The following is a 22,080-nucleotide window of genomic DNA, read 5'->3' as shown; positions in this document are numbered from 1 at the left end:
TATTTTTTCTAGTAAAGAGGAGTATACTACTTAATATATTGGTATACTCCAATGTATTTCCTCGAGAAGGTCTGGCTAGGACTACTTTTCTCGAGGATTTTTATATCCACACATGAATCACCCCCTTTATTCAAAGAAAATAGATTTTAGTTTTCTGAACTTTCGAACTATTTATATATACTCATAATAAACCAGAAAAAAGTTATAGACATTACCCTTTTTATTGAACTATTTACCTATTGTTGTAGTATTATATACTTTTTCTCTGAATCATCTAATAATTTAACGAATTGAAGCTCTTTAGATCGAAACATCCTTCCTCTTCATTTCGTGTGGGGGTTCGCCTTCTCTCAGCAGGAGTATCGTCTATTTTAATTGTGAAGATATCCTAAAACATAGAAAAAAAGACCATTTTAACATACAGTTAAAATGATCTTTTTCGTAATCTAGCAATTATGCCTCGGCATAATTGCGTCCGGAATCGGCTTTGTGCTTAGGCCTGCGTGATGCAGGTCAGTTAGCCGTTATCGCATGGATGCGATGATTTTAGGCTAACATCCTTTATTAAATCCTTTCCGATTCCGTGACATCCGCCGGAGGCTTTAAATTCTTTCAGCGGATGTTTGAACATCCGCCGAAAGAAGTTAACTTATTGAGCTGCACCATGGCAGTTTTTGAATTTCTTACCGCTTCCACATGGACATAAATCATTACGTCCGACATTTTCAGCCTTACGGACAGGTTGCTTTTTCGGAGCTGAACCGCCATCCTCTTTCGGATTCACAGCTTGACCTTTTGCAACTTCCTCACGCTCTAAATTATTATGGATTTCTGCCTTCATCGCATATTTTGCTACATCTTCGCGAATGGAAGCAACCATATCCTCAAACATAGCAAAGCCTTCTTGTTGATACTCACGAAGCGGGTCATTTTGACCATATGCTCGAAGATGGATACCCTGACGTAGCTGATCCATAGCATCGATATGATCAATCCACTTCGTATCAATTGAACGTAATAAGATAACCTTTTCAAATTCACGCATACGATCTGGTGTAAGCTGTTCTTCTTTTTCATCATAACGTGCTTGGACAGCGTTAGAAATTAACTGATTAATCTCTTCTGCAGATTTACCTTGTAAATCTTCCACCTTCAGAACGCCTTCATCTAATAGGTTTGCTGCGACATAGTCATCGATTGCTTTTAAGTGCCAATCTTTTTGCTCACCTTGCGTATATAATGCGACAACGTTGTCAATTGTTTCTTGAATCATAGACTCGACAAGCATACGCATATTGTCTGTTTCTAATACGTCGTAACGCTCTTTATAAATAATCTCACGTTGCTGACGTAACACATCATCATATTGTAATAAACGTTTACGGGCATCGAAGTTATTTCCTTCAACACGTTTTTGAGCTGATTCTACTGCTCTTGAAACAACTTTAGATTGTAGTGGCTGTGAATCATCCATCCCTAATTTCATCATCATGTTCTTCATATTATCAGAGCCAAAACGACGCATTAATTCATCTTCTAGTGACAGATAGAATTGAGTAATCCCTGGGTTCCCTTGACGACCAGAACGACCACGTAGCTGATTATCGATACGACGAGATTCATGACGCTCCGTACCAATTACAGCTAAACCGCCAAGCTCCATTACACCTTCCCCAGGTTTTATGTCCGTACCACGACCAGCCATGTTCGTAGCGATTGTTACTGCACCCTGCATACCAGCATTCGCAATAATTTCAGCTTCACGCTCATGGTTTTTCGCGTTTAAAACGTTATGTGGGATTTTATGTTTATCCAATAAATTCGAAATAATTTCAGATGTTTCAATTGCAACAGTACCAACAAGAACTGGTTGTCCAGCTTTATGGCGCTCTGCTATATCTGCCGCCACCGCTTTATATTTCCCTTCCATCGAAGCAAAAATTAAGTCTGGACGGTCATCACGAGCGATTGGCTTATTCGTAGGAATCGCCACAACACTCATATTATAAATATTACGGAATTCCTCTTCCTCTGTTTTCGCTGTACCTGTCATACCTGAAAGCTTTTGATACATACGGAAGTAGTTTTGGAACGTAATTGTTGCCATCGTCATCGATTCATTTTGAATCTCTACGCCCTCTTTAGCCTCAATTGCCTGATGCAGTCCATCTGAGTAACGACGACCTTTCATTAAACGACCTGTAAAGCCGTCAACGATAATGATTTCGCCCTCTTGTACAACATAATCAACATCATTATGCATACTTACATGCGCCTTTAACGATTGGTTAATCGCATGGTTTAAACGCACATGTGTTAAATCAAATAGGTTATCAATGCCAAATGCTTTCTCTGCTTTTTCAACACCAGCATCTGTTAATGTAACACCTTTTGTCGACTCTTCATATGTGTAATCCGTTTCTGCACTTAACATACGAACAAACGCATTAGACTGTTTATAAAGCTGCGCTGATTTCCCAGCCTGACCCGAAATAATTAATGGCGTACGCGCTTCATCAATTAAAATCGAGTCAACCTCATCGATTACCGCAAAATGTAGCGGACGTTGTACACGTTCTTCTTTATAAAGCACCATATTATCACGTAAATAGTCAAAGCCAAGCTCATTGTTTGTACTATACGTAATATCAGCTTCATAGGCTGCACGCTTTTCTTCTTTTGATAGGCTGTTCAAGTTTAAACCAACCGATAAGCCTAAGAAATTATACAGATGTCCCATTTCCTCAGCGTCACGACTCGCTAAATACTCGTTGACTGTCACAACATGTACACCTTTACCAGTAATAGCATTTAAGTAAACAGCCATTGTAGCCGTTAACGTTTTACCTTCACCGGTTTTCATTTCCGCAATATTACCTTCATCTAATGCCGCAGCACCCATAATTTGTACACGGAATGGGTACATCTCTAACACACGCTTTGACCCTTCTCGACAAACGGCAAAAGCTTCCGCACGAAGCGACTCTAAATTCTCTCCATCGGAATAGCGTTTTTTAAATTCTTCTGTTTTCGCTTGTAATTGATCATCTGAAAGCTGTTCCATTTGAGAAGCGAATCCCTCAACCTGGTCAGCGATTTTTTCTAATTTTTTTAGTTCACGTTTATTGAAATCAAATAATTTATTTAATAGGTTTACCATGAATTTTTTCACTTCCTATATAGTCTCAACTTTCATTTTACCATTGTGTAACAGATTCATGCAAACAGAGTCCCTAGCATGGAAAGAAATCATATCAATTACGCCTTGGCATAATTGTTGTTGCTGTCGCTCCGCTTTCGCACAGAAAACATTTGTTGCTGTCGCTTCGCTTTCGCACAGATAAACAATGCATCCGGATTTTGAATTGTGCTTAGGCCTGCAGATGTTTTTTGTGCGAAAGCGTAGTACTAACGTAGCGGCAGTAACACGACGTAGGTCAGTTAGCCGTTGTCGCAGGATGCGACGGTTTTAGGCTAACATCCTTATTTTAACTCCTTTCAAAATCCGTGATATCTGCCAGAGGCTTATCTTCATTCAGTAGGCGTTTGCTGAAAAGATATACATGCATTCATCCAAGCACCTATATAGGCGATAATTTCTACTGAATGAAGATAAAAAAGGCTCCCGCATAGCGAGAGCCCTTGGTCATATTAAGTTTAAGTTGTTTCAATTAAGCCGTATTTACCGTCTTTGCGTTTGTAGACAATATTTGTGCCGTTTGATTCTGCATCTGTAAAGATATAGAAATCATGTCCTAGCATATTCATTTGTAAGACAGCTTCTTCTTGATCCATCGGTTTTAAATCAAATTGCTTTGTACGAACAATTGAATATTCGTCTTCCTCTGTTATTGCATCAGCTGCTGCTTGAGAGGTAGCAAAATAAAGGCCAGTACCTTCGCGCTCACGGAATTTACGGTTTACTTTTGTTTTATGCTTACGAATTTGACGTTCTAATTTATCAACAATTAAGTCAATCGCAGCATACATATCATTATGACGCTCTTCTGCACGAAGAGTTAAGTTCTTCATTGGAATTGTAACTTCCACTTTAGTTTGCTTGTCATTGTAAACCTTTAAATTTACGTTAGCGTTGGCGTTAACATCTTCGTTAAAATAGCGCTCAACTTTCTCGATTTTGTTCTCAACATACTCTCGAATAGCTGGAGTTACCTCAATATTTTCACCACGAATGTTAAAGTTTAACATGTAAACTCCTCCTTTATAACTGCTATACTTTATATTTCTACACAAGTGTGCGAAATTCCTCTAAAATAATTCTTTTTTTCACAAAAAAATTTTTTTCCTCATTAATTGGCAGTATCAGCGAAAACAGGGATGAACAAAATCCCCCACTGATGAAAGTTTCACTTTATAAATGGATGTTATTTAGTTTTGCCTCATCAGCTTCTTTTCTTCGGCGCAATTTCAACTCTTCAACAATCAAATCTTCAACCGCTTCTTGATCATTGAAATTCACGCCATACTGCTTGCCCTTGCCAAAAGGACGACTCCAAATGATTTCACCATAAGCTCGTACCTCTCTTGTATCAAGAACAAAGCGTAAATCCAATGGAGGAGGATTAACACCTAAATCCACCTCAGTAAACATCTTTATACCTCGTGGACTAATATCAAGCAAGACAGCCATTGCCGTTTGTGCTTGATTGACTCTACCATCCTCATATATTGCAAAAGTCATTTTAACAGGCTCATCGAACTTAAATCGAAAACCTTCTTGGCGTTTAAATTTCATCTACCCACCCCAATACTATTCTAAACATCTATTTAGTTGATTATGACACGATGCATGTTTTTCATCTAGAGGGAATAAGTAACATATTCCACCGATTAAAGACCTATTTTTTGATTATTTATATGGCCCCTTTTGTATGATAAAAATGCAGTGCCTCGTCTTTCTTATAAAGAAAAGAGACCATCATGAAAAGATGGCCTCTTGTGTTGTCTAAATTTGTCCAGTGTTACCCTGACCGAATTGCTGTTGTCGATTAATGCGAATAACTTCTTTCCATGTATCACGGAATTCCGTCACTAATCCCTCAACTTCTTCAATAATAGCGACATCACTTTGAATATTTGCCTCGACTAAACGACGATTCATATATTCATAGAGAGCAAACATATTTTTTGATATTTCGATATCCATCTTTAATGTCGCCATAAGCTCACTAATAATTGCCTGTGCTTTTATTAAATTTGTATTTTTTTCTTGGATATTCTTTTCTTGAATTGCCAGTTTAGCCTTGTGCAAGAACTTTAAACACCCATTATAAAGCATTAACGTCAGCTCACCAGGGGAAGCAGTGGTAACACTATTTTGTTTATATGCATTTTGTGCTGTTAAATTTGCTGCCAATAAAGGACAACTCCTTTGAAAGGTTACTTTTTTACTAGTTTAAACCATTTTATGAAAAAAAGCTAATAGGTAAAGTTATTTCTTTTTGTCGTAATACATACCGTCCATCACACGAACATTCGAGTAAGGATTAAAGTATTGCTCTTCACTTTTTTTCGTTTTTTGTAGGTTTGCCATATCCTGTTTTACGGCGCTCATGACAGCAGCCAATCGTTCCTTTATCCCATTATCTAATTCAAGTAACGTTTGATGAATGCGATTCTGTTCGTCGAATTGAAAGCCTACTTGAGCCAAACCTTCAATAATAGTTCCACGCTTGTCCAACATCCTATTAATATTGTCAATGTATTCATCACGCTCTTCGCCATTTGGAATATCACCTAAAAGCTTAAATAAATTAGCTGATATCTGTAATAGTTGATCTATTAGTTGCATAATATTCTCCTACTTTGCTAATTAGAAACATCACAAAAACGTTATCCTTTCATTAACTGACTAGATTGCTGGTTTGCTTTATTGATTGCTTGCTCCATTGCTGTGAATTGTTTCCAATAACGTGCTTCTACGTTTTTCAGCTTGTCTTGCCATGTAGAAATGCGTGTATCTACATCTTGTAGATTTTTTCCTAGTGTATACTGAGAGGCTGTCATTGAGGAACGACCAGCTTTTTGCTCAATCGAGACTTCAAACTCTTTCATTGAGCTACGCAGATTTGCAAGATAGCCGCGTGTATCAACAACTTTACCATCTTTTGTAACATCTTTTTCTTTACCACTTTCGTTTCTAAATAGACGTGCTACTGCATCTGGATCTTCCTCTAACGCTTTACGCAATTTATCCTGGTCAATTTCTAACGTACCACCATCATTGTAATTTTTCGTTGTAGTAATACCAATGCTGTATAAAGTATTGAATTTCGAGTCTTCAAGCCCTGGCACTGGTTCATAAACAAGTGAGCGCATTTTAGAAAGTCCGTCACGAAGAAGTGAATCGCTACGAAGTAAACCACTTTTCGCTTTTTCTTCCCAAAGCTTAATTTCATTTTCTTTCATTGATTCTTTTTGCTCTGATGTTAAAGGTGCATAATCACGATACTTTGTTTGAGTTGTCTGATCTTTAAAATCTTTAACCAAACCGTTGTACGTATTTACAAATTCTTTAATTTTATCCATCATTTCATCTACGTTTGTAGTAGATGTTAATTTAACAGGGGTAGTTGTTACAGTATCTGCTGGTGGTTTAGCAGCATTATCAACCGTGTTCTTTGCATCATCATACATGTTTTTCGTTCCAGTTAAATTTGCTTTATCACTGTTAACATCAGCCAATTCAGTATTAGCTAAAGCTAATTCCCCCGTCTTTGTACCAACATCCTTAATTGCCTTATAATCCTCCTCTGTCAAATGTGCGAGAATATCTTGATCTGCTTGAGAGAGTGTTGTATCAGCCTTTAATTCTGCTAACGAGTTACTGCTTAATAAAGCTTTTTTCGTATCAGCCGATAAAGCATCGTACACATTTCCTGCTGTTTGCGTTAACTCCTCTTTACTTAATGCATCAATTGCAGCTTTATCATCTTTAGATAAAGCTTGGAATGTATCCATTTGCTCCTGTGTTAAGCCTAAGTCCTCTAAACTATCCTTCGAGAAATCCTTCGCTGCTAGTGCAACTTTTTGCTTTTCGCTTAATGAATTAATAAATTTTTTCGCATCATCAGATAATGCTTGAACTGCCGCACTTGGTACATTTCTAGAAGTATCCAACGCTGACCTTGCACTATCTACCTTTGCCTGACGACTTGTAGTCTCTGTTTCAATTTCATTCATAATTGCGTTAAATTGTGTATCATAATTATCACCAATATTAAAAGTTACACGATATTTAGTCGCAAGTTTATTATATAGATCCTCTAAGTTTGTCTTTGCATTTGTTAAATTTTCCTGAGCAGCCTCATTAAATCCAATTTGGGTTGTTGATTCATTAAATGTAGATTTTAATGTAATATTATATCCATTAAATGAGAAGGTATTTGATGAACGTTCTGTCGCGATACCATTTATTTGGAAAATAGCATTTTTACCCTCCTTGGACATGTCTTGGCCAGAGATATTCATATCTGCTATATTCCCAGTTATTTCAATTTTTCCTTTACCAGTATCTTTAGCTGTGAAGGAGAAACGTCCATTTTCAAATACTGCTGTTAAGCCAGCATTCTTTTTATTTACTTGCTCTACAAAATCATCAACTGTCATATCAGTTGTAATATCGATTTCTATCTCTTTACCATTAGGAGCTTTTAATGTAATTGGACCACTAGCTAACTTGCTCATTTGCGTTGAACCAGTAGCATTAATTTGTCCACCTGTAATACGAGCAGCCTCAGCTAATTGTGAAACACCTTCTATTGAAAGCGTACCACTTGCTTTACTTGTGGCAACAGCTGACACTAAGTCTGAATTTGAGCTAGAAGCAGTTTTTGAATTTAAGTTTTTTATTACAAAATTATCTGCAATATAAGTATCAAATGTTTTAAGTTTTGTATTTACACTACGGTACGCGTCACGTTGCCATTCATACTTTTGTTTTTGTTGATATAGTTTATTCAAAGGGGCTCTTTCCGAAGACATTAATTTTTTTACTAATTCATCGATATCCATACCGGATGCTAAACCACCGATTCTATTGACCATTCTATTTTCCTCCTAAAGTTTCTTATATTTTTTTGTCTACAATCATGCCTAATAGCTTTTGCATCTCATAAAATGCATCTAAAAGTTTTTTGGGCGGGATTTCTTTTACGACTTCTTCTGTTTGAGCATCGACAAGCTGTATAAAATAACTATCCAAACCGTCATGCAACACAAATTTAGAAGCATAATGATTTATTTGTAAAAACTCGTTTACAGTATCAACCACATTTTGAAGCTTGTCTTTTGATATCTCTTGATCTTCAGAAGTTGGTAGTTCTCGTGATTGAGCTACTGACTGCGATTTAACAGTTGTCATCGGAAGTTCCTCTAAAACAACTTTCTTAGGAATATTAGATGACGTAGCAGTTATTATATCTGTTGATTGACCTTGTACTACAATACGCATTAAATATAACCTCCTAAACATTTCTTATTCTTATATTTAGTATCGGAAGTTTTTAGGAATGTTTCACCTTTTTAAAGTAACTACTTTCTATAAGACCTTTCTCATCAAAAAAGCCTCTAGCTCAGAATGTGCTTCTGAACCAAAGGCTTTCTTAAATATTTTCTGTTCTTATAAAATATTAAAACACTCAAAAAGAAGAAATGTTTATCTAATATTAATAGTTTACTTACTAATCATCACAAACATATGCCCCATTGTTGTATATCCTAAATTCACCATACCTTCCCGTACCTCTTGCAAATAAGTAGGGGTATGTTCGATAACTTTAGCAAGCTGTTGGACACATTCAATAAACATTTCTTGCGTTAATTGTTGTTGTTTAGAGGCCATGCCAATTAAATGCAACTTAATTAATGTAAAATGGACAACAAGCATCATATAACTATCAAATATTGTCTGATAATCATATGGAAATAGATTTTTAAATACATAGTTCACAATATAATTTTCAAACATATATTCATTTTCTTTAATAAACGGTTCATATATATGAGTATAAGAATCTTGATATTTCGTAATGATTGTTTCTATATCCTGTACTTCTTTTTCTTCATCCTCTTCCAAAGCTAGGCCTTCTATTAATTGATGAAGAATGGTTACATATTTCTCTGAAGCAATACCACTTGTTATACGAAGACGAATTAAAGCACGTGCTAAATTCAGTTGAAAATTTAAGTTACCTTTAATATTTTCTAATGATTCAATAAATTCATCATTATCTAAACGATTTAGATAATCCTGCATAATGAGTGGTAGCTCATGTTCCAACTCACTTGGCTGTAATTGTTCAATCTTTTGTATGAAAAGCCCTAAAATAATTAAACGAATTTCAATAGGTTGTTGGCGACTTTGAAGAAGTTGTATTGTAAAAACCCGTAAATCCCAAAAATAAGGATATTTTTCTAATACTAGTTCCTTATTAATTTGACCACGTGTATTTTTTGGTTCTTCCGTTTCAATAAAGCCTAAACCTTCTTTACGTAGTAGAACAACTCTCGCAGCTTCTGGACAAGATAATGTTAAACTCTTTTCAGTTACATTACCAACACGTGAAAGGTATCTTGGATAAACAGCACATGTATTACATAAAAATTCTTCTCCTAATTCCTTATGAATACTACATAACCCATCCTCTAGCATCATATGACAATTTTTATTGTCATCTAAAATAAACTTAGCATAAATAGAGTCATCATGATCTTTACGATTTCTCTTCACATATTTTAGTAGTTTCTCAGCCATCTCCGGATGACGCACTTTACGATATGTTTGATATGTTTTCTTCTCCACTGTTATATTCCAACCGGCACAACAAGTATCTTCACAAGCACTACCTATACACTTAAAGTCTTCCATATATTCCGGTATTAATATTTGTCTCATATTTTCACATCCTATACACTTATAAAAATAATCTATTACAAGTCTTCTTAGTTCGTTTTTTTATAAATCCTCAAATTTTAAAGGCGTACCCGCTATATAATCTTTTCCAGCTTTTTTATTTAGTACATGATCGAAAAACTTTGGCTGTAATCCATAACCGGGACGTACAATTTTTATATTTTCTTTTGTAAATTTCTCGCCGGCTTTTATATCTTTGGATACATAAATAGATCGACGGAATTTTAATGACGCCTTTTCTTTTTCTGTTGGACCATAAGTAACTTTTCCCATAGCTAACCAAGCGCGTTCTGTTTCTTCTACAAGTGCATTCATTTCAGCTAGTTCCATCGAAAATGTGGCATCTACACCACCATCAGCTCGATTTAGTGTAAAATGTTTTTCAATGACCGTTGCGCCTAATGCAACACTTGCTACAGACACCCCAATCCCCATTGTATGGTCTGATAACCCGATTTGCACATCTTCAAATAACTGCTTCATATGTGGAATTGTTAAGATATTTGTGTTATTAGGTGTAGCTGGATAGGTACTCGTACATTTTAACAACACTAGGTCTTTACATCCCGCCTCTTTTGCCGTACGAACCAGCTCATCTAACTCGGCTAATGTTGCCATTCCAGTGGATACAATCATCGGTTTTCCTGTTGACGCTACTTTTTTTATTAATGGTAAATCTGTATTTTCAAAAGAGGCAATTTTATAGAGTGGTACGTCTAACTCCTCCAAAAAATCAACCGCTGTTTCATCAAATGGCGTACTAAAAGCAATCATTCCTAGTTCTTTAGCACGATCAAAAATTGGCTTATGCCATTCCCATGGAGTATATGCTTCATTATAAAGGTCATATAATTTCCTATTCTTCCACAAACTTTCGATATCATTAATAATAAAATCAGGAGAGTCTACATTTAGAGTTAATGTATCTGCTGTATATGTTTGAATTTTTAATGCATGTGCTCCTGAAGCAGCTGCAGCCTCTACTATTTCTAAAGCACGCTTGAGGGACTGATTATGATTCCCTGACATTTCAGCAATGATAAATGGTCTAGTTGAATTGTTTAATAACGATAAATTAAAATCCATATTACTTCCTCATTTCTATCATTTTAGATATGGGCGTATCCCAACCATTCACTAACAAATAATTATACTTCTCTTTATCCTTACTATAATGGAGACTACCTTCATAATTATTTTGCACAACTGGTATATAATCGCCTAAGCGGATTGCTGTCCAATACCTAAAAAAAAGTTCTTCAATTTCCTTTGTTAAAATATTATAGGTTTCACGTAATGTAATATCATCTTGAAACCTCACTTCTTTTTGAACAATAATATCTCCGGTATCAACACCTTCATCAATTAAATGGATTGTAACACCCTTTTTTGTATCTTCAATAAAACTCCAAAAATTTGGATCAGCCCCTCGATTCCATGGCAAATAAGATATATGCAAATTAATTATTTTATTTTGCATATATTCAATAATTTCCTGAGAAACGATATGTCTATATCCAAAGCTGATTACAAAATCAAATTTATTTAATTTGATAAATTCTAACGATATTTTTTCTTCAGTTCTGTAAACTTCTTCATTAGCGTCCTGTAATTTACTTAAAAAACTCTCTCGGTATGGTCCTAAATATAATATATTCATTTACTCAATGCTCCCTCCTGTAAAGAAATTTTCCATATTTGAGATCATTTTGTTAATTATAATACTAGAATTGAGCATTTCTCCAATAGCATTTTGAATATCTTTAATAAAAACTTCGTTCCAAAGCCCTAAATATATACATACTCCCTTTTGATGCGTGGCTTTTGCAATTTCAATCTGATTTTCTGCCACAGCAATTACAATTGTGGGTAGTTGTAAAAATATTCTTTCCCATGTAGTTGCTCCCCCAGCCCCAATTGCTAAATCTGCATGTGTCATTAATTCTGCTATATTATTTACTTGACAATGATAATGGGCTTTTTCAATTTCATTACATAGTCGTTTGATTTTCAATTTGTTCGGATTCGAATTACCTACAACTACGTCTACAACTAAATTATAATGGTCTATAATCGGCTTAATTGCCAATAGAACTTTTTCTGTTTCATTCGTGGGATCACTGCCACCAAAGAAAACAAATAACCTTTCAATTTTACCTTTAAAAGATTTAATATATTTTTTCGCTTCAATGAACTCTTCACGTAATAAAGCATTAGTTGGACCAAGTAACAATTTCGCAGTAGAAGGTACTAAACCATCGTATCTAGAATCCATATTCAAATAAAAGTTTTGATCCAGTAAAATATCACAATCATGTTGACGATTGGCTAAATCATCAATTATCATTATTTCTTTAGTAAATGGTCGTATAGCTAGTTCCCATTTAAAATCTATTGAGTAGTGGTCAATAATTAACATTTCCACATAATGTTGGCGTAATATTTCAATGGTTTCCTCAGCATCTTTTTCCCATTGTTCTGATACATATGTCCATAAAGAACCTTTATTAATAGGCAATTTATATACATAGAAGCCTTGCTGTCCTAATAAATCTATACAGTCACCCTCTGCACGTCTACAAATAAATGCTATATTTTTTCCTTCTTTTTCAAGTCTATGAGCTAAAGTTAAACAACGCATTACATGTCCTGTGCCCATTTCAATGGAAGCATCTACTCGGATAAATACGTTCATACTATCACCTATAATTTCTTTTGTTCAATATGAGCATTAATATGAAACCAATCTGGATTTTCTTTCATCACATTTACCGTGTCCTGTAAGGTGAATCGTGAATTTTTAACGTATAATGCCTGAATTATATTTTTAATTAGTTCAAAATCTTCTATTGTATCTACTGTCCAGCGAAAATTGCTAAAATCAAAATCATTTATTACATTAGCAATTTTAAAAATATTAGGATTTGTATAAAAATACGCAGTTACATGCTCACGATCTCTTTCTAATGAAGCTTCTTTATAAGCTTTTTCTAAAGCTGCAATCGTAAAAATTTCTGTATCTAATCCTCGTGGATATGTACGCTCTAGTGTATTTGAGACGTAATCAAAATGGCCATATTCTAGAAAAAAACCTATCGTTTTATCAACAACCTGTACATCAATAATAGGGCAATCGGATGTAATTCTTACAATAGCGTCTGCGTTAAATTCAACTGCAGTTTCATAATATCTTGCCAATACATCTGTTTCAGAGCCTCTATAATACGAGATATTTTGTTGTTCACAAAAATTGACAATTTCATCATCTTGCTCTTCTCTTGTTGTTGCGATGACAAATTCGTCAATGAATGTACTATCGTTTAAACGCTCTAGCTGATAGGAAAGTAGTGGCCTTCCGTTTACCTTTTTCAATATTTTACCAGGTAAGCGTGTTGAGCCCATTCTCGCTTGAATAATTGCTACAACTCTCATTTACTCACCTTCTCTAGCTCACTTAATACTGCTACGACTACATCATATACATCACTATCTGTCATTTTAGGGAAAAGCGGCAATGTAATCATTACCTTATATAACGCTTCAGCTTTTGGCATTGAGCCTTCTTTATAGCCTAACTCCTGATAATATGACAATGTATGCACGGGTATATAATGCACGTTCACACCAATATTTTGCGCCACTAATGCATCAAATATTTCCTTACGCGTTGCATTAAGTTTTTCAGGATTTAGTTGAATAACATATAAATGCCAGCTTGAATAACTTTCTGGAAGTTGCTGAGGTGTTATTAATAACTCATTATCTTTAAATGCTTCATCATACATTTGTGCAATTTCACAACGGCGCGCAACAAAACTATCAAGTTTTTCCATCTGACTTATTCCCAAAGCAGCCTGAATATCTGTCATTCGATAATTGTAGCCCAAAAACTGCATATCATAGTACCAAGGACCATCATTTTTAATTATACTCTTCGTATCTCTCGTAATACCATGTGAACGGAATTGTAATAGCTTTTTATAATAAAATTCATTATTTGTTGTAATGACGCCACCTTCACCGGTAGTGACATGCTTCACAGGATGAAAGCTAAACATCGTCATGTCACTTAATGCACCAATCTTTTGCCCTTTATACTTAGCACCGAGTGCATGTGCTGCATCTTCAATTACAATTAAGTTATGCTTCTTTGCGATAGCATGAATTTCATCTAACTGTACAGGTTGTCCTGTAAAATGCACAGGAATGATTGCCTTTGTTTGTGGTGTGATATTCTTTTCAATTTCTGTTGGATTTATATTATATGTATCTTCCTTAATATCTGCAAAAACAACTGTACCACCTACATAACGTACACAGTTTGCACTCGCCGCAAATGTTATTGGTGTTGTAATAACTTCATCTCCTTCACCAACACCTGCAGCAAAGCAAGCCCCGTGAAGTGCAGCTGTACCATTTGAAAATGCTATAGCATATTTAGCACCAACATATTCAGCTACAGATTCTTCAAATTTCGCAATTGTTGGACCAGTTGTTAAGTAACTGCCCTTTAATACATCCACCACAGCCTGAATATCTTCGTCATCTAGCCATTGTTGTCCATAAGGTAAATATGTATCTCTCATTCTATATAACCTCCTTAAAGAAAAAATGTAGTCAAAGACTACATTTCTTCTACTAAATCTTTTAATTGTTCTATAGTTAACCATTCAGTATTATTATCGCTGGTATATGCAAACCCATTAGGTAAAACCTTCCCACCATTTAATTTCCCTTGAGGCCACCAAGCAAGCTCTGGCTGAATAATATAGTAATCATCGAATTCTATTGTATGACGAGCATCATCTTCCATAATCATCGCTTCATGAAGTTTTTCACCAGGACGTATTCCGATAATCTCAATTTCACATTCTGGAGCTATCGCTTTTGCTAAATCAGTTACCTTCATGCTCGGAATCTTCGGCACAAAAATTTCACCACCGTACATACGCTCTAAATTATCTAATACAAATTGCACACCTTGATCCAAGGTAATCCAGAAACGTGTCATACGCTCATCGGTAATAGGTAATTTGCCTGTATCTTTAATCTTTTTAAAGAATGGCACAACACTGCCACGGCTCCCTACTACATTCCCATATCGGACAACCGCAAAACGTGTTTTCTTTTCTCCTACATAGGCATTAGCCGCGACAAATAATTTATCTGATGCTAGCTTTGTAGCACCATATAAATTTACTGGGCTACATGCTTTATCTGTAGAAAGTGCAATAACCTTTTCTACACCACGATCAATCGCAGCTTCAATGATATTTTGTGCACCGTGAATATTTGTTTTTACTGCCTCAAACGGATTATACTCACAAGCATCAACATGCTTCATAGCTGCTGCATGAATCACAATATCCACACCATCAAACGCACGGTATAAACGGTCTTTATCTCGAACATCACCAATAAAGAATCGAATGCGTTCATCTTGGAACTCTTGCTTCATTTCATATTGCTTTAGTTCATCACGACTGAAAACGATGATTTTTTTTACACCTAGTGTAAGTGCTTTTCTGATGAATTTTTTACCAAAAGAGCCTGTACCGCCTGTTACAAGAATAGTTTTTTCTTTTAAATTATTCATAAAATTGCTCCCTAATTATTACTATACTTTCTTAATGTATTCACTAGATCTTTAACTTCATATTGTAAAATATCAGCACATAAATTAAAATCATTTTGCTCCATAGCTTCAAGCATATCTTCTGACAAGCTATTTATTTTATTATTATCCAAAGAACTAAAATAATTTAATTCACTTAACATATTATTTACTTCTACTAGCCACATCAATCCTTCTAGCAAATTTAATAAATTTTGTTTAGCTTCTTGGTATTCTTCGTTTTGAATTTGATTAATAATAATTTCTGTGCCTGGACCTAGCTTATCAATATAACTATCATAACTTTCCATTGTTTCTTTAATTACCATTACTTTTTCCATGTCATTTTCTCCTATTTAATATATTCTATTTCTTTTTCTATTAACTTTAATGAATCTTTTGATACATTTAGCATTTCGCTATACATATATTTATTTTGATCAAATGAAACTTTAAATTTTTCTGCTCGATCAAAAGACTCATCTATTTTAAAATATTTAAATAGCCTTAAGTTTATTAAATTAAATGCAAATTCAAGACTAGTAAATTTGATTAAAGTTTGAATTTGATTATCAATTTCGTCTAATTTGTTTATAGTATGAGCTTCGTATTCTATTTCGGAATTATTATTGTCCAACAAGTTTAGTGCTTTCTCAAATAACTTAATTAATTCTTTAATATTTGAAACATCCTTAGCTAACTCTTTCTTTAACGTTTGAGCTTGTATTGACATACTTACAATATTTTCTTTTGATATTTGCACAGGTTCGTTTGTGAAATCCTTTAAAAAACTTACAAACGTAATTTGGTTAAATGAATTTATTTTTAATCCTCCTTCTGTGCAATTATAAGATCTACTATTTGCATCAAAGGATTGTAAAACCACTTCAAATATATCTCTCATTTGCAAAAAAACATTATCAGTTAAAACCGGTTCTCCAAAATATCCTTCTCTCTCTATTAATTTTCGAGAAAATTCACTATTATCTCGAATATTTTTTTTGTTCAAATTTCCTTCAGCGTGTGTTAAACCACTTGTATATGCTAAATCTTGCCCTATCATTGCCACAGGTCCTGTAGTCATTAGTAGTGCTAAATTATATGCATAATTTGCAACAGAACTTCCGTCCATAATAATATCTATTTCATTATTAGAAAAACGGGAATAATGGAATTGTAAATCAGATTCTATTAGCGGTAAAAAATAATATCCTTCTTTAAATTTTTCACGTATACCGTAATGAACGGTTGGACAATAAATTAACGGGAAATCTTCAATATGTAAGTTCTCAAAATGTTTATGATTTATTTCTCCTCCATCAACTGAAATAACAAAGTCTGGTCTTATATCATTCTTTATTAAAGAATTAATAGTAGTCCCGGCTGCTATTAATATAAATTTATCCCTATATTTTTTTATTAAAGGTATTTGTTTTGTTAGTGATGGACCACCTGACGCTATTACAATAGGACAAGTAAATTTCTTTTTAAATAATTTACCTACAGGATTATCTCTTATTGCAAATTTTAAATTCTTTATATAATTTTCATGCCACTGACTTGAGAAAAACTGTATTGTATTCTCCACAATTTCATTAGATTTAACTTTTTCCTCCAACATCGTTAATATTAACTTCAAATTCTCTTTTAATACTTTGTCATAATTAATTGAAATAATTATATTTAGCGTATCTATTACCGATATATGTTTATTAAAAAATTTTTTTAATGCTACTGCATTTATTTCTTCTAATAAAATTAAGTCTTGGGTATTACCACAAGTTTTGCTTATCAAAGGATCAATAACAATTATTTTTTCTTTGGATGATTTTCTATTAACTAACTCTTTGTATATATATCCCAAACCATAACCAATCAATATTTGTATATTCGCAGGTTTGTATTTTTTTTCAATAAAATTTACTGCTTCATTCTCTGGATCATATTTACTATGCAAATAGACTCCTCTATATTTAAGTGTTGGTAATTTTACTTTAGATTCTTCTATATTAATTATGTCCATAAACTCTCACCTCTTATATATTATTTATCGACGAGAATAATGATATATCAAGTTTACATAAAAATTAATAGTTAAAATCGACTTATAGTTGAGACTGTCAATATTTTTGTGTAAATGACAATCCAACCTTTTCTTATAGATCATCACTTTTTGATATTTAAATGATTTGTTCGAAGGAATGAATTTGGTTATTGGGAAGGGTTAACCCTTCCCAATAACCTAAATTCAGGCTTCTTTATTCACCACCTTGTAAATTGTTTTAAAGTTATCACAGATTTCTTGACGATTTTCTACACAGACCTTGTGTGAGATATTGCGTGCTACATATAATAGACAAGTTTGGTTCTGTGCCTTCTGAAAGACCGTAGAAATTGCATCCACCATGCCTTTTAAGCCATCAAAAATAAACAGAGGAACTTCTTCGACACCACATTCTTTGAGTTCTGTGAAAAGTTCCTGCTAGTTGTGCGCAGATTCAGTTGGTTCAAAGTATAGGATAGTACTTCTTTTGAGCCGTCTTCAAGAATACCAACTGCAATATAAACAGCTTCTTTGGACACTGGTTCACGCCAAACTGGAATATACGTCGCATCTAAGTAAACGCAGACATAACGTCCGTTTAAGGGACGTTTATTAAAGGCTTCTATCTGTTCTGTGACCACTTTTGTCATGTTCGAAATCGTATGCGGTGTGTAATGATGGCCATACACCTTTTCAATTAAACCAGCGATCTCCGACATTGGAATCCCTTTTGTGAAGAGATGAATGACCGTTGATTCTATTGTGTCATTTGAGCGTTTATAGGGTGCAACGGTCTGTTGTTTGAACTCAGCGTTGCGGTCATGTGGAGTCTGGATGTTTAAATCACCGTATTCTATGTAATGTGCGTGAATACGAACCATTGCTTGAATTGCCAGAGTTGAAGCCGATTCGTTCATATTTTTCGTAATCTTAAATTCACACAAAATATTTTATACTCTCTTTTAGTGCTCAAGCTATTAATGTTATTTAATAAAGTTATCCATTATATTTTCTAAAATATTTATATATAGTCTTAAATTTTTCATACTACTATATTTAATATTATCCTAAAAAACAACCAGTCGACGATTTTTTTCGCCGACTGGTTGTTTTTGTATTAATAGGTCTTTATATTGATTATCGTAATAATTGTAAAACACCTTGTGGTTGTTGGTTAGCTTGAGCCAACATAGATTGAGCAGCTTGCATTAAAATGTTGTTTTTAGTGAAGCTCATCATTTCTTTTGCCATATCAGTATCACGGATACGAGATTCTGCAGCTGTTAAGTTTTCTGAAGCAGCACCTAAGTTGTTGATTGTGTGTTCTAAACGGTTTTGTACAGCACCTAAACCAGAACGAGTTTTAGAAACTGTGTTAATAGCAGCATCAATAGTAGCAATAGCTTTCGAAGCAGCAGAACCTTTATCAACTTTTACAGCAGCAGTAGCAACACCTAATTTAGTTGCTGTCATTGTTGTAATTTTAAGGTTAATAGTTTGACCTGTATTCGCACCAATTTGGAATGTTAATCCATTTGTACTTTGAGAACCATTTAATAATTTTTTGTTATTAAATTCAGTTTGATTTGCAATACGTGTAATTTCTTGTTGAAGTTGCGCAACTTCATCGTTTAGGTTAGTACGGTCATTAGTAGCTTCATCGTTAGTATCGTTACGAGATTGAACTGCTAATTCACGCATACGTTGTAGGATTGCGTGTGTTTCGTTAAGCGCACCCTCAGCCGTTTGGATTAAAGAGATTGAGTCTTGAGAGTTTTTAGTTGCCATGTCAAGACCACGGATTTGTCCGCGCATTTTTTCAGAGATTGCTAAACCAGCAGCGTCATCGCCAGCACGGTTGATTTTGTAACCCGAAGATAACTTCTCAAGGTTTTTAGAAGCTTCTGTGTTGTTGAAAGAAAGGTTACGGTGTGTGTTTAAAGCTGAAATGTTGTGTTGAATTCTCATTTGGAATTCCTCCTTGAATGTTTGTTTTGTTATTCCACATCCGTGTGGAATTTCGGATTAGGTAGTATGTATGTACTTCCTGCCCCTTACAATCTATATATCGTAATTAGTTGGAAATGTTTAATAGTTTTTTAAAAATTTTTTTATTTTTTTATGTAATAGATTGCTAGTTTAAAATTTTAGCTAAAGCACATAGTCTTTATTTTTTCTTTAGCTGTTCTAAGAAGCTTGATGATGTTGATAATGCTTCCTTATTCTGTGCTTGGATAGCTTCAAAAACTTCGGAGCGATGTACTTTCACTGTTTTGGGTGCTACAATGCCAATTTTAATTTGTTCGCCATCCACTGCTAATATTTTAATTTCTATTTGATCACCTATCATAATAGATTCATCTTTTTTACGTGAGAGCACTAGCATTATTTCGCACTTCCTTCCAATGTTTGCATTGGGAAGCGTAGTGGATACGACTTATTATCTTGGAGGACAATTTGTTTACCTGATTTTTTATCTATATTAATAATTATAGGTGCTAGCAAATTAATAGTAGAATCCTCTAAAGTTTCTTTCATTGTAACAATAGTATATGTAAGAACTTCTTCCTCTTTTTCAATTTGTAGTTGCTCACGATCCTCGTCACTAATATCAAAGCTATAATCTTTTTTGAAGGCAAATGGATACGCTATTACAAAGCCAATTTCCATTTGATCAACTGATTGGAGCAATACTAATGGAAGATTTGCATCTATTGGCAGTAACACAAACTTTTTGTAATCTTCCAAACCTAATAAACCTTGCTCAAATGTTAAAATATCTTGTTCTTTAATTTCGATTTCACCTAAAAATTTAGTAGCTATTTTCATTCTTTCATGCGCTCCTTTAAATAATGACGTCAATGTTAACATCTGGTCTTTGTACCATTGTACTAGTTACGTTACCAGGTGTGTAGTCGATAATAGGTTTGTTCACCTTTGCGTCAATTATTGGTTCTCTTCTCTCAAAATTAATTTCTGTAGTACCTGGTGTGTAGTCGATTTTAACAGAGCCTACAGAAGGTACAAATTTAATGTTAAATGGAACACGATGAGGTCCATGGTTTTGTTTTGCGATATTTTGAATTGTCGCACGTCCTAGTCCTTTACCTGCATTCTCCATTAATTGACGTCCCTCTCTTGCTCTACGTGCCATTCCCTCAAGTGCCCCTTGTCTACCTTCTTCTGCATAGTTTGCACTAGACTCCAAAGGGCTTATCATCCCTATATCTCGTCTTGCTTGGGAAGAGTCGATTTGTAAAACGCCTCTAGTTGTATGAATCTCTAAGATGGCTGCTGGTTGTTCAATAGATTGAGTAGCTTTTGGCTGTTCAATATGCTGTTGAGGCTTGCTAATTTCAAGTTCTATTTTTGCATCAGTTGTGTGAATTTGAATTTGTGGAAGTCTCATTTATAACTCTCCTTTCAAGAAAAGCGTCTGAACATATTGTCCAAACGCTCTGTTATTCATTATAAAATTTACCCCTAACCTTTCGCTTTCGGGGCAGAACCTTTCGCTTCGCGTTTGCCCCTGTCGCTTCGCTTTCGGGGCAGAACCTTAGTAGATTTTATCGGATAAAATCTACTAAGGTTTGCTGAATGATTTTTGCTCCTACGGATAGAGCGGCTTGGTGAATGGATTCCTGTGTTACCATGTCTGTAATCGTCTTCGCATAGTCTGTGTCTTCATTGGCAGATAGTTGTTTTGTTACATTAACTTCTTGAAGACTCAGTCGATTTCCCATCATCTCTACACGATTTTGACGCGCTCCGACATCTGCTCTTAAAGTTAATGTACTTTCATAAATACTATCTAAACCAGGAATTGCACTGCCACTTACTTTTAAACCAAGTGCATCGCTAATCTCCGGACCTGTTGCACCATTTTCTAAAAGTGTTGTTACATGCTCCATAAACCCATCAATATCCTTAAACAAATCAGTACCTGGAGTGTTAATATTCATTGGGACACCATCAAAAACGTTGATTTCTATTGGCTTCTGCCCTCCAGTAGTAATACCTGGGTTTTGTGGCCCTGTTTTATCATTATAAAGCGGTTGGTTTGTATGCGTGCCTGAAAAGATATAGTTTTCTCCCACTTTTGTATTTGCTATATCACGCAATTGTTCCTTAATTTGTTGCATTTCTGCATTGATTTTTTGACGTTCCTCAGGAGTATTTGTATCGTTAGCTGCTTGTACAATAAGCTCTTTTACACGTTTTAATGCTCCGCCTACTTGATCTAGCGCTTCGTCTGTTGTATCTAACCATGTATTTGCTTCACGTAGATTTCGTTGGTATTGCTGGTTTTTATCAAGATCTATACGATAGCCCATTCCCTTTACCGCTATAACTGGATCATCGGATGGTCTTGTAATTACTTTACCTGAGTCCAACATATCTTGATATTTAGACATTTTACTATAGCTTGTATTTAAATTGCGTAGCATATTACTCGATAACATTGATTGTGTAACGCGCATAAATTTA

The 22,080-nt window shown here is 34.7% G+C and carries 21 protein-coding genes and 1 pseudogene; all 22 read right to left on the bottom strand.

Annotation, left to right across the window (positions count from 1 at the left end):
- Nucleotides 1–649: 649 nt before the first annotated feature.
- Nucleotides 650–3,160, bottom strand: coding sequence for a preprotein translocase subunit SecA (gene secA / locus ACQKNC_RS17995; protein WP_427426122.1), 2,511 nt, complete (start codon nt 3,158–3,160; stop codon nt 650–652).
- A 497-nt stretch (nt 3,161–3,657) separates the two neighbouring features.
- Nucleotides 3,658–4,209 carry a ribosome hibernation-promoting factor, HPF/YfiA family gene (gene hpf, locus ACQKNC_RS17990; protein ID WP_427426121.1) on the bottom strand — a complete coding sequence of 184 codons (552 nt, stop codon included), beginning with the start codon at nt 4,207–4,209 and terminating at the stop codon, nt 3,658–3,660.
- Nucleotides 4,210–4,372: 163 nt separating this feature from the next.
- A complete protein-coding gene (locus ACQKNC_RS17985) occupies nt 4,373–4,756 on the bottom strand; it encodes a PilZ domain-containing protein (RefSeq protein ID WP_427426120.1) in 384 nt (127 codons plus the stop codon).
- A 210-nt stretch (nt 4,757–4,966) separates the two neighbouring features.
- Nucleotides 4,967–5,377: a flagellar export chaperone FliS gene (fliS, locus tag ACQKNC_RS17980; RefSeq protein ID WP_427426119.1), complete on the bottom strand. Its 411-nt coding sequence runs from the start codon at nt 5,375–5,377 to the stop codon at nt 4,967–4,969.
- A 75-nt stretch (nt 5,378–5,452) separates the two neighbouring features.
- Nucleotides 5,453–5,812: a flagellar protein FliT gene (locus tag ACQKNC_RS17975; protein ID WP_427426118.1), complete on the bottom strand. Its 360-nt coding sequence runs from the start codon at nt 5,810–5,812 to the stop codon at nt 5,453–5,455.
- A gap of 41 nt (nt 5,813–5,853) precedes the next feature.
- A complete protein-coding gene (fliD, locus tag ACQKNC_RS17970; RefSeq protein ID WP_427426117.1) occupies nt 5,854–8,067 on the bottom strand; it encodes a flagellar filament capping protein FliD in 2,214 nt (737 codons plus the stop codon).
- Nucleotides 8,068–8,089: 22 nt separating this feature from the next.
- Nucleotides 8,090–8,473 carry a flagellar protein FlaG gene (locus ACQKNC_RS17965; RefSeq protein WP_427426116.1) on the bottom strand — a complete coding sequence of 128 codons (384 nt, stop codon included), beginning with the start codon at nt 8,471–8,473 and terminating at the stop codon, nt 8,090–8,092.
- Between the two features lie 222 nt (nt 8,474–8,695).
- The gene (gene fliB / locus ACQKNC_RS17960; RefSeq protein WP_427426115.1) at nt 8,696–9,916 is read right to left on the bottom strand and encodes a flagellin lysine-N-methylase; all 1,221 of its coding nucleotides are present in this window, start codon (nt 9,914–9,916) and stop codon (nt 8,696–8,698) included.
- A gap of 60 nt (nt 9,917–9,976) precedes the next feature.
- The gene (gene pseI, locus ACQKNC_RS17955; protein WP_427426114.1) at nt 9,977–11,020 is read right to left on the bottom strand and encodes a pseudaminic acid synthase; all 1,044 of its coding nucleotides are present in this window, start codon (nt 11,018–11,020) and stop codon (nt 9,977–9,979) included.
- A gap of 1 nt (nt 11,021) precedes the next feature.
- Complete coding sequence (locus ACQKNC_RS17950; RefSeq protein WP_427426113.1) at nt 11,022–11,594, bottom strand: formyltransferase family protein; 573 nt, start codon at nt 11,592–11,594, stop codon at nt 11,022–11,024.
- Nucleotides 11,595–12,629 carry a UDP-2,4-diacetamido-2,4,6-trideoxy-beta-L-altropyranose hydrolase gene (gene pseG, locus ACQKNC_RS17945; protein ID WP_427426112.1) on the bottom strand — a complete coding sequence of 345 codons (1,035 nt, stop codon included), beginning with the start codon at nt 12,627–12,629 and terminating at the stop codon, nt 11,595–11,597.
- 8 nt (nt 12,630–12,637) lie between these two features.
- Nucleotides 12,638–13,366: a cytidylyltransferase domain-containing protein gene (locus ACQKNC_RS17940; protein WP_427426111.1), complete on the bottom strand. Its 729-nt coding sequence runs from the start codon at nt 13,364–13,366 to the stop codon at nt 12,638–12,640.
- Nucleotides 13,363–14,520: a UDP-4-amino-4,6-dideoxy-N-acetyl-beta-L-altrosamine transaminase gene (gene pseC / locus ACQKNC_RS17935; RefSeq protein ID WP_427426110.1), complete on the bottom strand. Its 1,158-nt coding sequence runs from the start codon at nt 14,518–14,520 to the stop codon at nt 13,363–13,365. Before pseC ends, ACQKNC_RS17940 begins: the two co-directional genes overlap by 4 nt.
- A gap of 38 nt (nt 14,521–14,558) precedes the next feature.
- Nucleotides 14,559–15,530 carry a UDP-N-acetylglucosamine 4,6-dehydratase (inverting) gene (gene pseB, locus ACQKNC_RS17930; protein WP_427426109.1) on the bottom strand — a complete coding sequence of 324 codons (972 nt, stop codon included), beginning with the start codon at nt 15,528–15,530 and terminating at the stop codon, nt 14,559–14,561.
- Between the two features lie 11 nt (nt 15,531–15,541).
- Nucleotides 15,542–15,889, bottom strand: a complete 348-nt coding sequence (locus ACQKNC_RS17925; RefSeq protein WP_427426108.1) for a hypothetical protein — start codon at nt 15,887–15,889, stop codon at nt 15,542–15,544.
- Between the two features lie 11 nt (nt 15,890–15,900).
- Entirely contained in the window at nt 15,901–17,571 is a 1,671-nt protein-coding gene (locus tag ACQKNC_RS17920; protein WP_427426107.1) for a motility associated factor glycosyltransferase family protein, read from the bottom strand.
- 231 nt (nt 17,572–17,802) lie between these two features.
- Nucleotides 17,803–18,522 (bottom strand): annotated as a pseudogene (locus tag ACQKNC_RS17915) (IS256 family transposase); the annotation flags it as partial.
- Between the two features lie 207 nt (nt 18,523–18,729).
- Nucleotides 18,730–19,560, bottom strand: coding sequence for a flagellin Hag (gene hag, locus ACQKNC_RS17910; protein ID WP_427426106.1), 831 nt, complete (start codon nt 19,558–19,560; stop codon nt 18,730–18,732).
- A 199-nt stretch (nt 19,561–19,759) separates the two neighbouring features.
- Nucleotides 19,760–19,978: a carbon storage regulator CsrA gene (gene csrA, locus ACQKNC_RS17905; RefSeq protein ID WP_427426105.1), complete on the bottom strand. Its 219-nt coding sequence runs from the start codon at nt 19,976–19,978 to the stop codon at nt 19,760–19,762.
- Nucleotides 19,978–20,421 carry a flagellar assembly protein FliW gene (gene fliW, locus ACQKNC_RS17900; RefSeq protein ID WP_427426104.1) on the bottom strand — a complete coding sequence of 148 codons (444 nt, stop codon included), beginning with the start codon at nt 20,419–20,421 and terminating at the stop codon, nt 19,978–19,980. Before fliW ends, csrA begins: the two co-directional genes overlap by 1 nt.
- A gap of 16 nt (nt 20,422–20,437) precedes the next feature.
- The gene (locus tag ACQKNC_RS17895; protein WP_427426103.1) at nt 20,438–21,001 is read right to left on the bottom strand and encodes a DUF6470 family protein; all 564 of its coding nucleotides are present in this window, start codon (nt 20,999–21,001) and stop codon (nt 20,438–20,440) included.
- 157 nt (nt 21,002–21,158) lie between these two features.
- Complete coding sequence (flgL, locus tag ACQKNC_RS17890; RefSeq protein WP_427426102.1) at nt 21,159–22,073, bottom strand: flagellar hook-associated protein FlgL; 915 nt, start codon at nt 22,071–22,073, stop codon at nt 21,159–21,161.
- Nucleotides 22,074–22,080: the final 7 nt, after the last annotated feature.

Source organism: Lysinibacillus sp. NPDC094177, from assembly GCF_050279145.1.
In the GTDB taxonomy this organism is placed as follows: domain Bacteria; phylum Bacillota; class Bacilli; order Bacillales_A; family Planococcaceae; genus Lysinibacillus.
Note: the sequence above shows the minus strand (reverse complement) of the source record. Positions and strands in the feature narration are given on the sequence as shown.